The sequence below is a fragment of the Nitrosomonas sp. genome (assembly GCF_019635155.1).
GTDB lineage: Bacteria > Pseudomonadota > Gammaproteobacteria > Burkholderiales > Nitrosomonadaceae > Nitrosomonas.
Map to the genome: position 1 here is coordinate 1 of NZ_JAHBZY010000005.1, position 13,448 is coordinate 13,448.

At 48.0% G+C, this 13,448-nt stretch carries 12 protein-coding genes, 1 tRNA gene and 1 riboswitch; of the genes, 6 read left to right on the plus strand and 7 right to left on the minus strand.

Going from position 1 to position 13,448, the window contains the following annotated elements; translation table 11 throughout:
- The first annotated feature begins 139 nt into the window (after positions 1–139).
- Both KF839_RS04765 and KF839_RS04770 read left to right on the plus strand, forming a co-directional pair.
- Entirely contained in the window at positions 140–541 is a 402-nt protein-coding gene (locus KF839_RS04765) for a copper resistance CopC family protein (RefSeq protein WP_292916695.1), read from the plus strand.
- Between the two features lie 12 nt (positions 542–553).
- Complete coding sequence (locus tag KF839_RS04770; RefSeq protein ID WP_292916696.1) at positions 554–2,581, plus strand: CopD family protein; 2,028 nt, start codon at positions 554–556, stop codon at positions 2,579–2,581.
- Between the two features lie 68 nt (positions 2,582–2,649).
- Here the strand turns inward: KF839_RS04770 and cobC are convergent, their stop codons facing one another.
- The 7 genes from cobC to btuB are packed head-to-tail and all read right to left on the minus strand — an operon-like array spanning position 2,650 to position 9,417.
- Positions 2,650–3,267 carry an alpha-ribazole phosphatase family protein gene (gene cobC, locus KF839_RS04775; protein ID WP_292916697.1) on the minus strand — a complete coding sequence of 206 codons (618 nt, stop codon included), beginning with the start codon at positions 3,265–3,267 and terminating at the stop codon, positions 2,650–2,652.
- A 2-nt stretch (positions 3,268–3,269) separates the two neighbouring features.
- Positions 3,270–4,346: a nicotinate-nucleotide--dimethylbenzimidazole phosphoribosyltransferase gene (gene cobT / locus KF839_RS04780; RefSeq protein WP_292916698.1), complete on the minus strand. Its 1,077-nt coding sequence runs from the start codon at positions 4,344–4,346 to the stop codon at positions 3,270–3,272.
- Positions 4,343–4,873, minus strand: a complete 531-nt coding sequence (gene cobU / locus KF839_RS04785; RefSeq protein WP_292916699.1) for a bifunctional adenosylcobinamide kinase/adenosylcobinamide-phosphate guanylyltransferase — start codon at positions 4,871–4,873, stop codon at positions 4,343–4,345. Before cobU ends, cobT begins: the two co-directional genes overlap by 4 nt.
- Positions 4,870–6,333 (minus strand): cobyric acid synthase, encoded by a 1,464-nt coding sequence (locus tag KF839_RS04790; RefSeq protein WP_292916836.1) that lies wholly within the window; start codon positions 6,331–6,333, stop codon positions 4,870–4,872. The genes cobU and KF839_RS04790 overlap by 4 nt, the downstream gene beginning before the upstream one ends.
- A 30-nt stretch (positions 6,334–6,363) precedes the next feature.
- Complete coding sequence (gene cobO, locus KF839_RS04795; protein ID WP_292916700.1) at positions 6,364–6,969, minus strand: cob(I)yrinic acid a,c-diamide adenosyltransferase; 606 nt, start codon at positions 6,967–6,969, stop codon at positions 6,364–6,366.
- A gap of 4 nt (positions 6,970–6,973) precedes the next feature.
- A complete protein-coding gene (locus KF839_RS04800; protein ID WP_292916701.1) occupies positions 6,974–7,555 on the minus strand; it encodes a hypothetical protein in 582 nt (193 codons plus the stop codon).
- 14 nt (positions 7,556–7,569) lie between these two features.
- On the minus strand, positions 7,570–9,417 hold the full coding sequence (gene btuB, locus KF839_RS04805; RefSeq protein ID WP_292916702.1) for a TonB-dependent vitamin B12 receptor: 1,848 nt from the start codon (positions 9,415–9,417) through the stop codon (positions 7,570–7,572).
- Between the two features lie 134 nt (positions 9,418–9,551).
- A riboswitch (cobalamin riboswitch) is annotated at positions 9,552–9,836 on the minus strand.
- Positions 9,837–9,983: 147 nt separating this feature from the next.
- On the opposite strand from btuB, the gene KF839_RS04810 reads away from it, so the two are divergent.
- The 4 genes from KF839_RS04810 to prfA all read left to right on the plus strand — a co-directional run bounded on the left by KF839_RS04810 (position 9,984) and on the right by prfA (position 13,446).
- Positions 9,984–10,060, plus strand: a tRNA-Val gene (locus KF839_RS04810).
- 464 nt (positions 10,061–10,524) lie between these two features.
- Complete coding sequence (locus tag KF839_RS04815) at positions 10,525–10,998, plus strand: CreA family protein (RefSeq protein ID WP_292916703.1); 474 nt, start codon at positions 10,525–10,527, stop codon at positions 10,996–10,998.
- Positions 10,999–11,116: 118 nt separating this feature from the next.
- A complete protein-coding gene (gene hemA / locus KF839_RS04820) occupies positions 11,117–12,370 on the plus strand; it encodes a glutamyl-tRNA reductase (protein ID WP_292916704.1) in 1,254 nt (417 codons plus the stop codon).
- The gene (prfA, locus tag KF839_RS04825; protein WP_292916705.1) at positions 12,367–13,446 is read left to right on the plus strand and encodes a peptide chain release factor 1; all 1,080 of its coding nucleotides are present in this window, start codon (positions 12,367–12,369) and stop codon (positions 13,444–13,446) included. The genes hemA and prfA overlap by 4 nt, the downstream gene beginning before the upstream one ends.
- Positions 13,447–13,448: the final 2 nt, after the last annotated feature.

The window sequence follows — 13,448 nt, forward strand, 5'->3', positions numbered from 1 at the left end:
GAGCCAGTCCTGCTTAGGTAAATCGCATTCCTCTAGCTGAAGCACAATTTGAGAGAAGATCAAGGATGAGTTATTGAACTCATCCTTATAAAGAGAATCCAACTCGCACGAATAAATTATAAATATTGAGGAAAAGACTGTGCAAAAAAAACAATTGTGTAGTTCCGATATTAAGAAAATTACGGTTTTTGTAGTACTTATGTTTTTGCTTTCAATATTATTCCAAGTGAATTCGGTAATGGCTCACGCGGCATTAGTCAAATCGGATCCACCGCGCCGAGCGACGCTTACTTTGCCGCCCAAGCATATTCAACTTTGGTTTAATGAAAAGATAGAGGGAGCATATGCATCTGTAACAATTAAGGACTCACAGCACAATGTAGTGACTACAAATAGTCCTGAATCTATTGTGGATGATCCTAAATCGATTGTGCTGAATTTACCTCAACTTGAACCCGGTCGTTATACCGTGCATTATCGTGTTATGTCGGTTGACGGGCATGTCATCGAGTCTAATTTTGATTTTAATGTTAAAAAATAAAATGTAGCAAAAATGCTTGAAGTTATTGCCACAATTGCACGTTGGTTTCAACTTGCGGCAAATCTGATTTTATTGGGTAGCTGTGTTTTTCTATTTATTTTAAGTACAGATAAATCCGCATTCGCAAAAAAATGGCTTGAAAAATTAGAATGTTCATTTCCCTGGCTTGCGATCACTATTCCCATAGGCTTATTGGTCATTGTTTTTACGACTATTCTACAGCTGACTGGAAATATGGGCAGCTTGGAGCAGCCTGACGTATGGTGGAATTTTCTGAGTGAAACCAGAGTTGGGCAAATCTGGATAGGTCGTTTCGCATTTGCAGTTTTACTCCTTATATTCGTAATTTATCTTAGCAAAGTATCCCGTGTTCGCTGGCACTATATGGCCTGTGCTGCGGTTGCGACATTGCCGCTCATTGCAAATTCATTTGTTAGCCATAGCGCTGCTGAAGACTTTTCCCTAATTACCATTGCACCTTACGCTTTTCATCAGATTCTTGCAGGTATATGGTTTGGGGCTTTACCAGCTCTGTTACTCCTATTACATACATCAAGACAATACGAGGATACCCGCACCTATTTATTAACCGCTGGTACAGTAAAGCGTTTCTCCGCAATAGCTTTCCCGACCATGATATTGATTATTCTAACCGGGATTATCGTGAGCGATCGCGTATTCGAAGATCAATATGCTGCTTTGGTTGCTACTCGCTACGGCTGGTTGTTAAGTTCAAAATTGGCTTTGCTTGGAATTATTCTCTTGATCGCCTGGCAAGTTCGTTCACATTGGTTACCTGCGCTGCTAGCTAATGAACAAACAAAAGATAAATTAGCTGACAGCCGGAACAAGATTTGGAAATGGGTGCGTATCGAATTTTTCCTGGCATTTGTTTTGGTACTGTTGGCGACCATTATTTCACATACAACACCGGCAAAGCATACTCCTATTGAGAATTGGCCATTTTCGTTTCGGTTCTCGATAGATGCAACTTGGAGTCAGCCAGGAGTCGCTACACAGGTTTGGATTGGCGCTGCAATCGTAATTCTTGCTCTTGTCGTATTTAAGTGGGGGCAATTTCGTAATTGGAGCAAAAGTCGTTTAATAATTATTCCGATGGTAATTTTGACATCAGGGTTTGCGATGGCGTTACCTCCTCTCACGATCAAAGCTCATCCAGAAACTTATCGTAGATCACCAGTTCCTTTTGATACGATTTCGATAGCTAATGGCGTTAAGCTCTATGGTCAACATTGCGTCGATTGTCATGGTATTCAGGGGAAAGGCAATGGAATTAAATCAAGAACATTATCAACCAAGTTGCCAGATTTACTAATGGAATTACATGTTAATGATCACACACCTGGTGATTTTTATCATTGGATCAGTTACGGAATGGTGAATACCGATATGCCGGGCTATGCTGATAAAATTCCGGAAGAAGATCGCTGGGATTTGATTAATTTTATCCATGCACTATCGAGAGGCTATCAGGCGCGTATTCTTTCGCCCGAAGTTGTGGTTGATAAAGCTTTTGCAAAACCACCGGTTTTTTCATATGCAACACATGATGGCAGTCATGGCGCATTGCAGGATTTTCGCAAAAATCAACCGGTATTATTAGTCAATTTTTCATGGCCGCAATCGCAGCAACGAATAGAACAACTCAAGCTTTTTTACGATAAATTGAGAGAACAGAACATCGCATTATTGGCAGTGCCAACAAGAGAGCTTACTTCTGAGGAATTGACGCAGATCACCGCCGATTTGCCTTTTCCAATTGTGATTCAGGGTGCGGAAGAAATTACGAGCAGTTATGCATTGTGGCGTAGGACTATGAATAATCCGGATATTATTGGGCGCGGCACGGTTCCGGATCACTTGGAGTTTCTGATTGACCGCAATGGTTATTTACGAGCACGCTGGATTCCATCTATTGACAAATCGGGTTGGTCGGATATCAATATGCTGATTCAACAAGTAAGTTTGTTGAATCATGAACGATTGGAAATACCTTTTCCAGAGGATTCTGTTTACTAATAGGCACACTCAACTGAAGCAATGTAACGAGTATTAAACCGTTACATCTGCGTCCATTTACTTCTATCCTAAGATGAGCAATGTTCTGATTGAGATTTAAGGCCGGAAATCAGTATTGCTTGAGATGACTGGTCGGAATCAATTTGAATTTGCATAATGCTGGCATGCTTAATTTCTAATTCCAGCATACGCTCGAGAGATAATTGCAAAATATGGCGGATTATGATTCGGATAACGCCGCTATGTGTTACGAGTAAAACTTTTTTCCCGTCAAATTGCTGTTGAATTGCATACCAAGCCGATAAAACGCGCGCCTCGAAATTGAGTAGATGTTCACCATTTGGCGGTGGGTGGTTAAGCGGATTCTGCCAGAAACTGACTAAAGCATCAGCATCGGTTTGCATCAATTCTGTTGATGACCGATCTTCCCAATCGCCGAAATGGATTTCCTGAATGTGCTCGTCGTAGGCAACGGGAATGGTATATCGTAGACCGATCACTCGGGCAAAATCCGCGCACCGTGCGAGTGGAGATGTGACAATTTGCTGCCACTGGGTGGGATGGTTTTCGATAGCTTGCCACATTTGCGTCCAACCGAAGGGAGTGAGTGGATGGTTGGTGCTGCCACAATAGCGGAATTTGCTTGCGGTTTCACCATGCCGGAGCAGATCAATAAAGGTTGACATGGTTACGATGCATCAATTTTTTGTGAAATCCGCGCTTCGGAAAAAGTCGCCATTTCGTTATGCAACTTGCATGCCATGCGCAGCAGATTGACCGCGACTGCGGCGCCGCTGCCCTCACCCAATCGCATGTCCAAAGCTATTAATGGTTTTCCCTCAATGGCTGCTAGCACAATACCGTGCCCAGGCTCCGCTGATCGATGAGAGAAAATGAACCAACGGATACATCCAGGTGAAATACGCTCGGCAGTTAGAGCTGCAACGGTACTGATAAAGCCGTCGACAAGCATGGGCATGCCGATTTGTGCGCCATGAAGATATGCGCCTGCTAAAGCGGCGATTTCAAATCCTCCAACGTAACGCAGTGCATCCAACGGTGAATGAATATGCGGTTTATGCAAGCCTAAAGCATGCGAAATGATACTGGCTTTCCGCATAACACCAGCGTGATCAAGGCCGCTGCCGGCGCCAGTTAATCGTATCGGCTGTTCATTGAGCAACAGGCAGGCCAGCGCGGTGGCGCTGGCGGTATTACCGATACCCATTTCGCCGCCAATGAATAATTGGTTATCAGTGTGACGGGCGCGTTCAATGGCGTCATAACCGGCAGCCAATGCCATGTTTAGTTGTTCTTGTGACATTGCCGGTTCCCGGGAAAAATTAGCCGTACCCGGTCCCAGAAAATAATGCTTAACACTATCATCCGGTGTTTGCACATCGAGCACGGTTCCCAAGTTGACTATTTCCAGTTCGGCATCCAGCATGCGGGCGAGCACATTGATGGCGCCGCCGCCTTGTTCGAAATTTTTAATCATCTCGCTGGTAACCGATTGCGGAAATGCCGAAACCCCTTCGGTTGCAATTCCATGATCCCCTGCGAATATTGTGATATGTACTTGCTTGACATCAGGCTTGACAGTATTTTGCATGGCTGCCAACCGGATAGCAACTTCTTCCAAGCGCCCCAAAGCTCCGGGAGGTTTTGTAAGTTGCATTTGACGCAGCTGCGCTAAACGGCCTATTTCCGCATTGGGGATGGCCAATGGAGCATTCAACCAATTGTATGCAATGAGTCGAGTCAAGTAGATTCTCCTTTGAGCGCGAGCGGTAATCCGGCGACGGTTAGAATCACTTGATCGCAATGCTGTGCGATTTCCTGGTGCAGCAAGCCGGCTTCGTCGCAGTAGCGGCGGCTTAATTCGCCCATTGGCATGATTCCCAGGTTGGTTTCGTTGCTGACCAGAATCAGTTTGCCGGGTACTGAGCGTAGTGCATTAAGGAATGCCGCGCGTTCGATCTCAAATTGCGTTGTATCCGGATGTATCAGTAAATTTGTCAACCAGAGCGTCAAGCAATCGACTAATAGACAACGCGTTTCATGTGCGTGTTGAATTAATACCGATGCGAGTTGCAAAGGCTCTTCCACGACTTGCCAGTGGCGTGGCCGCCGCGCTTGATGCACGGCAACTCTTGCACGCATTTCTTCATCCCCGATAGTGGCAGTTGCGATATACGTGATTGGAAATCCGCTTTCCGTTGCCAAACGTTCCGCCAAACGACTTTTGCCGGAACGCACACCACCGAGAATCAATGTTTTTGCCGCTATCATGGTGTATTCGGATGCAAGTTGAGTAAACGATACAATTGCGCGGTGTCCAAATATTGATCGACACAATCCGCTAAACGATTGATCTGGGCATCGCGTATGGTATGGTAATCAAAGGTGACGCCAGAGTCATCGGATCCGGCCCAGGCTAATAATTCATTGCACGCGAGGGGCGACTCAAAAATGCCGTGCAGATAGGTTCCCAGTATCAATCCATCGTCGCTGATTGCGCCATCATCTCCATGCGCCAAATGAAAGGCAGGTTGATAATGCGAATGGTGAGCGGAGACTCCCGTATGAATCTCGTAGCCTGTTATGGCGACCCCGTTGGCAGCAAATCTTCCCTGTGTGTTGCGGAGTATTTTATCGGCTTTCAGCGTTGTTTCCATATTAAAAAATGCGAATCCGGATGCGCTGCCGGCTTCACCTTCAAGACCGTCAGGGTCATGTATCAACCTGCCAAGCATTTGAAAACCGCCGCAAATGCCTATCAATTTCCCGCCATAGCGTAAATGGCGATGGATTGCTTGCTCCCAACCTTGTCGACGCAACCAATTCAGATCTGCACGAACGCTTTTCGAGCCCGGTAAAATGATGAGGTCCGCAGATGGGATCGTTGCGCCAGGACCGATGAATTGCAAATGAACATGCGGCTGTAAACGCAGCGGATCAAAGTCGGTATGGTTGCTGATACGTGGTAGTGCGGGAACAATAATGCGGAAATGTTTTTGTTCCGGCGATACCGTAGAAGCGCTGAAATGGGGTAAAGCATCTTCGGCTTCAAGGTGTAAACCCTGCAAGTAAGGGATGACACCCAGTACCGGTTTGCCGGTATAGTGTTCCAGCCAATCCAATCCGGGGTCGAGCAATGCTTTATCCCCACGAAAGCGATTGATGACAAAACCTTGAATGCGTGCTTGTTCGCTTTCATTTAATAGCGCTAATGTACCCGCCAAATGCGCGAAAACGCCGCCGCGATCGATATCGGTAATGAGGATGACCGGGCAATCGACCGCTTCGGCAAAGCCCATATTGGCAATATCATGGGCGCGCAGATTGATTTCCGCCGGCGAACCCGCGCCTTCGGCGATGATCCGGTCGTATTGATTACTGAGCCGTGTGTGCGATTCAAGCACCGCTCTTAATGCCACCGATTTATAGTCGTGAAAAACACCGGCATCCATATTGGCGATGGCATGACCGTGAATGATGATTTGCGCTTTTTTGTCGGTATTGGGTTTCAGCAATACCGGATTCATGTCGGTGTGCGGCGCCAATCCGGCGGCCAAGGCTTGCACTGCTTGAGCCCGACCGATTTCCCCGCCGTCGGCGGTGACGACACTATTGAGCGCCATGTTTTGCGGTTTGAATGGCGCGACGCGGATATCTTGACGCGACAGCCAGCGGCACAATGCCGTGACCAGCATGCTTTTGCCGGCATCCGACGTAGTACCCTGGATCATCAGTGTTCGCGTGTTCAAGGTGGCGCCTGATTACAGATCGATTCCCTTCTGTGCCTGGATACCGGCGCGGAAGGCGTGCTTGACGTCGGTCATTTCAGTGACGGTGTCCGCAGCTTCGCACAGCGCATCGGGTGCGCCGCGTCCGGTAATCACGACATGCTGCATGGGCGGGCGGTTTTTGAGATCATTTAAGACAGTATTCAGATCCAGCCAGCCGAATTTGATCGGATACGTCAGTTCATCGAGGATAATCAAATCGAATGCCGGATCGTTCAATAGGGTTTGCACCACTGCCCAGCCGTGACGGGCTGTTTCCGTATCGCGCTCCAGATTTTGCGTATCCCAGGTAAATCCTTCACCCAGAACATGCCATACCACATGATCCTGCTTGCGGAAAAAAGCTTCTTCACCGGTATCCGAACGGCCTTTGATGAATTGCGCCACGCCGACGCGCATGCCGTGTCCCAGTGCTCGCGCCATCATGCCGAAGGCCGAGCTGGATTTGCCCTTGCCGTTACCGGTTAGGATGAGCAGCAATCCTTGCTCACGGTCCGCGCGCGCAATGGCTGCATCAATCACTTCTTTTTTGCGTTGCATGCGCGCGCGATAACGTTCGGCACGTCCGGAATCGGTCATGTCGTTATCCCGCGGAGGTGTTGCGTGAATTGAATTGCTGGTCAATCAACGTAAACAGCACGTGAATTACGGCAGCGATTCCGGCGTAAAAAAGGAATGTCTCGATATAGAGCGGGAAGTATTTGAGCAATTGCTCACCGAATTCAGCGAAGCTGGTTTCCGCGATGCGGCCAGAGAAGAAATAAAATCCGCCACCGGAGAATAGTTCGCACAGCGTTAAGCCCGTCAGTATGCTGATGAAAAGCGGTGTGATGGTGCGCCATGCGAATTGATATCGTTTTGCGTACCAACGTCCGGCAAACCATAATGATGCATAGGCTGGCAGTAAAAAAAGATAGGCTGGCGTCATGCAAAAATCACTGACGCCACCCCAGGTGGTGGCAGCAATGTCCAACCCCCAGCCCAAAGCGAATAATCCCAGCAAGGGCCATGCGGAGCGTAGATAAATACCGGCCAGAAAGAAAATTGCCCAAGACGCATCGGCGAGGTTATGGATTGTGGCGAAATGATGACTGCGCGTAAGCATCATCAGGATTACAAGCAGCAAGCCAATAGCAATTTGATGGCGAGTGGATAAAGTCAGCATATGTAATACTCCTTTTAAGGTTGATAACGGATCATGGCAAAGAAGCTTCGTCCGGCTTGATTATAAAACGCCGCGGTTTCGTAGTGTTCATCGGAGACATTGTCGATGCGGCCTTGCAAACGCCATTTTGGCGCGAGTAGATATTCTGCGCGTAAATCCAATTTTACGTATGCTGCCAGTTTACGTGTATTCGCTAAGTCGTCATAGCGTTCACCTTCCACCAGTAACATGCTGCCGATGGCATACTTTCCGTATTGGCGGTTTAAATCTAACCGGAATGATTGTTCTGCGCGTCTTGGCAAAATATTACCGCGTTCGGATCCCGATCCGCGATTGACGGGCTCCATCAATGTTAGATTGGTATTGATTTGCCATTCCTTGATTTGTGCGGACACAATACCTTCGATACCGCGAATGCGCGCCTGGTCAATATTGTTCGGCGCAAAAATTCTCGCATCGTACGTGATCAAATTGTCGATATGCGTTTCATACGCATTGATCGACCAGTTTCCCCAACTTGCATGACCGCGGGTACCGAACTCAAAGCTGCGGGAATCTTCCGGTTTGAGAGTAGCGTTACCGAAGCCGGGAAAATACAATTCATTAAACGTTGGTGCTTTGAAAGCACTGCCGAAATTGGCAACCAATAAAAATTTGTCCGCTAATGGATAACTCCATCCGGCATTGCCTGTGACACGGCTACCGAACTGCTGATTATTGTCATGCCGGATCGAAAATTGCAAATTATGCGAAGCAATATTGGCTTGATGTTGCGCGAATACCCCCCAATTGTTACGTGACATTACGGTATAGGCTTCGGTGCTTTTGATGTGGTCGCGCTGATAATCCATGCCGACTGTCAGTTGCTGATCTTTGGCGACAGTGAAAGTATTCAATACCGACACGGTATCACGGGTAGTGTTAAACCGCGTCTGGAAGGTGGTGTTCAGGAAATTGTCGCTATCTTCCCGGCTGCTGCCCGCAATCAAATTGAAATTCCAGAATGTAGTCGGCGCATAGCGGATGACACCACCGACAACCTGTTGCATCAACACGGTTTTGTTGACAAAACTACCATCGAAATATGTTTTTCCGGCGGATTGCATGAAATTGGTTTCGATTTCCAGGCCGTTCTGAAAACGATAGCCGCCGCGCATACTGCCTGCAACATTGCGATAACCATCGCGATCAAAGAGTGTAGGATCGGATGTGTCGACAAAGCATCCAGCGTTGCTGGTGCCGTTACAAGCATTGAAGCCTTGGGTGCCGATGCCGCTGGCGGTCAGATTGAGCCAGCCTTGTGTACCGTTATACGACATGCCGGTTGCACCCTCGAACGTGCCGAAGCTGCCGCCACCGAAATTCAAGTGTTGCCGGAAGCCGCTACCAGTGCCTTTGCGAGTGATGATGTGAATCACGCCGCCGATCGCTTCGGAACCGTACAGACTGGAACGTGGGCCGCGTACGATTTCGACGCGTTCGATTTGATCGATGGGAATATTTTCAAATGCCGTGGTGCCGGAAGTGGCCGAACCGACTTTGATGTTATCGACCATGACCAAGACATGATCGGATTCGGTACCGCGCATAAACACAAACGACGATTTACCCATACCGCCATTATTCGAAATGCTGATTCCTGCAACACCGCGCAGTAAGTCTTGTACCGAACGTGCCTGTTGCTGTTCGATGTCCTTGCGGGAAATAACCGTCACCGAAGCCAACGCGGTGTCTGCTGTTTGTGCTGTCCGGGATGCGGTAATGATAATCGGTTTTTCCTGATGCTCGATAATCGTGGCGAAACTATGAGGGATAGCGCCTATCCATAGCGATAACACTGCCGCTAAACGGCATTTCTGCATGATCAGATTCCTTCGCGCACACCCGCGCGTCGTTAAATTCTAAAATTGGAATGCAGAAGGAATCCGGAATAGGACAAAAAAGCGGTTCTGGAAAGAGTACCGCTCAACTGCCGCATATCGCCCTCCGCAATACCGCTGTGAGTTTACTTCGGGCCGGTCTCCGGACTCATGAGTGGAATGGATTCCTAATCTGCGCCTTCCCGTGTCAAACACAGTGGCATTGTGCGGATTATAAGAGGTTGTTTGAAAAGATAATCTTGTGGCTCTGCTACAAGAATGATCCATTACAATCGACCTCTGCTCATTTACCGTTGCGGGGGCAGTGCCGGCTTTGCACGCCGATTGAATGGGTGCGCACCAGCTTCCCGTTTAACTTTCAAAAAAATAAAATTGAAAGCACCTGAGGTAAGTGGGGCGAAGACTACAGAAATGAAAATTGGGTGTCAAGTTGGATGCTATTTAAAAACCCAACGTTTAGCGTTTAACGCAAACTAATTGTTTGCGGCGTATTTGTTTGCAATATTATTTGTAGCGCCTATCTGTTTCGGTTAGAATCCGATCTTCTTAGGCGCGTAGCTCAGTTGGTTAGAGCATCACCTTGACATGGTGGGGGTCGTTGGTTCGAATCCAATCGCGCCTACCAAAGAAGTGCGGGAAGTGAGGCTTTCAAATTGCCAGGAAACTTTCTGATGTCACTGAAATATAGCAATGGCAACTGCCTCGCGTGGGTAAGTTCACATTTCCTTAGCTGCTCATTCTATCCGCTTATTCTCCCTTTCTTGTTGAGCACTTCTCATTATTCCGGTGGTGATCATTCAAAATTGCCGGCGATCGTTGATCGCCATCCGCGCCACACAAAAAAATCTGATGTTGAGTCAGAATTAAAGTGATTGATTTATAAATTACATTCCTGATAATCTTCTATCGCTGCCGGATTAGTCATGAAACTAATTGGTCTGCCATAACTCCATCGCATAATCGTGAATTTGTAGAGTTGCCTGCATGAACGGGAATGGATGGTATCGACAGTACGGTATCGTAATTTTATTAAGAGCTTTTCAAGCTGCATTGAGAAATTTCATGTGGGCTTTAATGGAGAATAAGAAAATGAATACTTTGAAATCTTTGTTAATTCCGGTTGTGATGATGCTGGTATCGCATGCCTCATGGGCGGAAGAAATCGGAAGTGTCTCAACCAAGTTTAAAATGCTCGGTGCCAACGATAAAATTGTGATTGAAGCCTTCGATGATCCGCAGATACCTGGTGCAACGTGTTATCTCAGCCGGGCGAAAACTGGCGGAATTAGCGGAACAGTGGGAGTAGCTGAAGATACATCGGATGCATCCATTGCGTGCCGCCAGATCGGCCCGATTTCCTTACCGGAAAAAGTAAAAAATGGTCATGAAGATGGCAAAGAAGTTTTCAAGAAGAGTACCTCATTGTTATTTAAATCGTTGCAGGTAGTCCGGTTCTACGATCCTAAACGTAACGTTTTGGTTTATTTGACATATAGTGACAGGATTATTGAGGGTTCGCCTAAAAACAGTATTTCCATTATTCCGGTCACACCTTGGCATTAAATGCCGTGGTATGGATGGCAATAAATAAATTTTCCGAATGATGGTAATAAAGAGTTCCTACTATTATAATTAGCGGTTATTTCTTACCATTAGTTATCGATAGTTAACATTAACATTCATGCAGTTATTTGCTTTCGGCATTAATCATAATACAGCGCCGCTGGGTGTGCGCGAGCAGGTTACATTTCCCGAAAATACAATGGAACATGCATTGCGGGATCTCGTTGGACGCAATCCGATCAAAGAAGCCGCGATTGTATCCACTTGTAATCGCACGGAAGTTTATTGCTGCACGGATCAACCGGAAGAAGCGGTCGTATGGCTTGCCGACTTTCATCATTTGCCGACGCGTGATCTGGATCCTTATTTGTACAAGCTGCCGCGCGAGCAAGCGGTTAAGCATGCCTTCCGCGTAGCCAGTGGATTGGACTCCATGGTATTGGGAGAACCGCAAATACTCGGACAGTTAAAGAATGCGGTTAAATCCGCAGAGCATGCCGGTACGCTGGGTTTATTGTTGCACAAACTTTTCCAGCGAACCTTTTATGTTGCCAAGGAAGTCCGGACTTCAACCGAAATCGGCGCTAATTCCGTGTCGATGGCGGCTGCGGCAGCGCGTCTGGCAGAGCGGATCTTCGGTGAGATCGACGAACAGCGCGTGTTATTTATCGGCGCGGGCGAGATGATCGAATTATGCGCTAATCATTTTGCTGCGAGGAATCCCAAAAAAATTACCGTCGCTAATCGCACGACGGAGCGTGCCGAAGCATTGGCCAGCCGCTTTAATGCGCAAGCGATTACGCTCAGTGATTTGCCGGAGCAATTGGCGTTGCATGATATTGTGGTAACTTGTACGGCAAGCCCATTGCCGATTCTGGGTAAAGGCATGGTCGAGCGCGCCATCAAAATACGCAAGCATCGTCCGATTTTTATCGTGGATCTTGCGGTGCCGCGTGATGTGGAATCCGAAGTGGCTGAACTCGATGACGTGTTTCTTTATTATGTGGATGATTTGGCCGAGATCGTCAAGGAAGGATTGGATTCGCGTCAGAGCGCCGTCGCCCAGGCGGAAACGATCATTGATTTGAATGTGGTCGATTTCATGCGTTGGTTCGCCACCCGCGAGGTCGTGCCAACGATCCGCGCATTACGCGACCAAGGCGAACGATATCGCCGCCACGAACTGGCTCGTGCCAAAAGATTGCTGGAAAAGGGGGAAGACCCCGATAAAGTTATTGAAGCATTAAGTAATAGTCTTACCAATAAATTCCTGCACATGCCTTCCAGTGTGCTGAATCACGCCACGACAGATGAACGTGAAGAATTAGTCGGGTTGATTAACCGGCTATACCAACTGCATCGCCCACAATGAACAAAAACATCACGGACCGGCTCACTCGTTTGAGTGTGCGTTTGGACGAACTAAACCATTTACTGAGTAGCGAATCTGCAACCGCCGATCTGGATAACTATCGCAAGCTGACTCGCGAACATTCGGAAATTGTTCCGATTGTGGAGCTGTATCGCGAGTACCAGCAGTGCGAACAGGACATACAGACAGCGCGGGAAATGCACGCCGATCTCGAAATGCGGGCATTTGCCGAAACTGAAATCCAGGCCGGGAAAGAAAAGCTCGTTAAAATCGAAGCGGAGATTCAAAAACAGTTGCTGCCGAAAGATCCCAATGATGAGCGCAATATTTTTCTGGAAATCCGCGCGGGAACCGGTGGCGATGAATCGGCTTTGTTTGCCGGTAACTTATTCCGGATGTACTCCCGCTATGCGGAAAGAAGAGGCTGGCAGGTGGAAATCATCTCGCAAAGCTTATCGGATATCGGTGGTTACAAAGAGATTATTGCCAAGATTATCGGTCAAGGTGCGTATTCGCGATTGAAATTCGAATCCGGCGGCCATCGCGTGCAGCGGGTGCCTGTGACCGAAACGCAAGGGCGCGTGCATACCTCGACCTGCACCGTGGCGGTGATGCCGGAGGCCGATGAAGTCAGCGAAGTGGTGTTGAATCCCGCAGAATTACGCATCGATACCTTCCGTGCTTCCGGTGCGGGCGGGCAACACATCAATAAAACCGATTCCGCCGTGCGCGTGACGCATTTGCCGACCGGCATCGTGGTGGAATGCCAGGATGGGCGTTCGCAACACAAAAATAAAGCGCAAGCATTGAGCGTGCTCGCTGCACGTATTCACGACAAGCAAATGCGTGCGCAACATGCGGAACAAGCAGCGACGCGGAAATCGCTAGTGGGGACCGGAGAACGGTCGGAGCGGATTCGCACTTACAATTTTCCGCAAGGCCGGGTAACCGATCATCGTATCAATCTGACGCTCTATAAAATGGATCAGATCATGGACGGCGATATCGATGAACTCTGCTCGGCCTTAGTGGCTGAGCATCAAGCGGAATTATTGGCGGCTTCGGTGCAGGAGTAGTG

What these genes read in the sequence shown, in the direction of transcription:
- KF839_RS04770 (WP_292916696.1), top strand. Translation starts at nt 554, where the DNA reads ATGCTTGAAGTTATTGCCACAATTGCACGTTGGTTTCAACTTGCGGCA.
- cobC (WP_292916697.1), bottom strand. Translation starts at nt 3,267, where the DNA reads ATGTCAACCTTTATTGATCTGCTCCGGCATGGTGAAACCGCAAGCAAA.
- cobU (WP_292916699.1), bottom strand. Translation starts at nt 4,873, where the DNA reads ATGATAGCGGCAAAAACATTGATTCTCGGTGGTGTGCGTTCCGGCAAA.
- KF839_RS04790 (WP_292916836.1), bottom strand. Translation starts at nt 6,333, where the DNA reads ATGATCCAGGGTACTACGTCGGATGCCGGCAAAAGCATGCTGGTCACG.
- cobO (WP_292916700.1), bottom strand. Translation starts at nt 6,969, where the DNA reads ATGACCGATTCCGGACGTGCCGAACGTTATCGCGCGCGCATGCAACGC.
- KF839_RS04800 (WP_292916701.1), bottom strand. Translation starts at nt 7,555, where the DNA reads ATGCTGACTTTATCCACTCGCCATCAAATTGCTATTGGCTTGCTGCTT.
- btuB (WP_292916702.1), bottom strand. Translation starts at nt 9,417, where the DNA reads ATGCAGAAATGCCGTTTAGCGGCAGTGTTATCGCTATGGATAGGCGCT.
- KF839_RS04815 (WP_292916703.1), top strand. Translation starts at nt 10,525, where the DNA reads ATGAATACTTTGAAATCTTTGTTAATTCCGGTTGTGATGATGCTGGTA.
- hemA (WP_292916704.1), top strand. Translation starts at nt 11,117, where the DNA reads ATGCAGTTATTTGCTTTCGGCATTAATCATAATACAGCGCCGCTGGGT.
- prfA (WP_292916705.1), top strand. Translation starts at nt 12,367, where the DNA reads ATGAACAAAAACATCACGGACCGGCTCACTCGTTTGAGTGTGCGTTTG.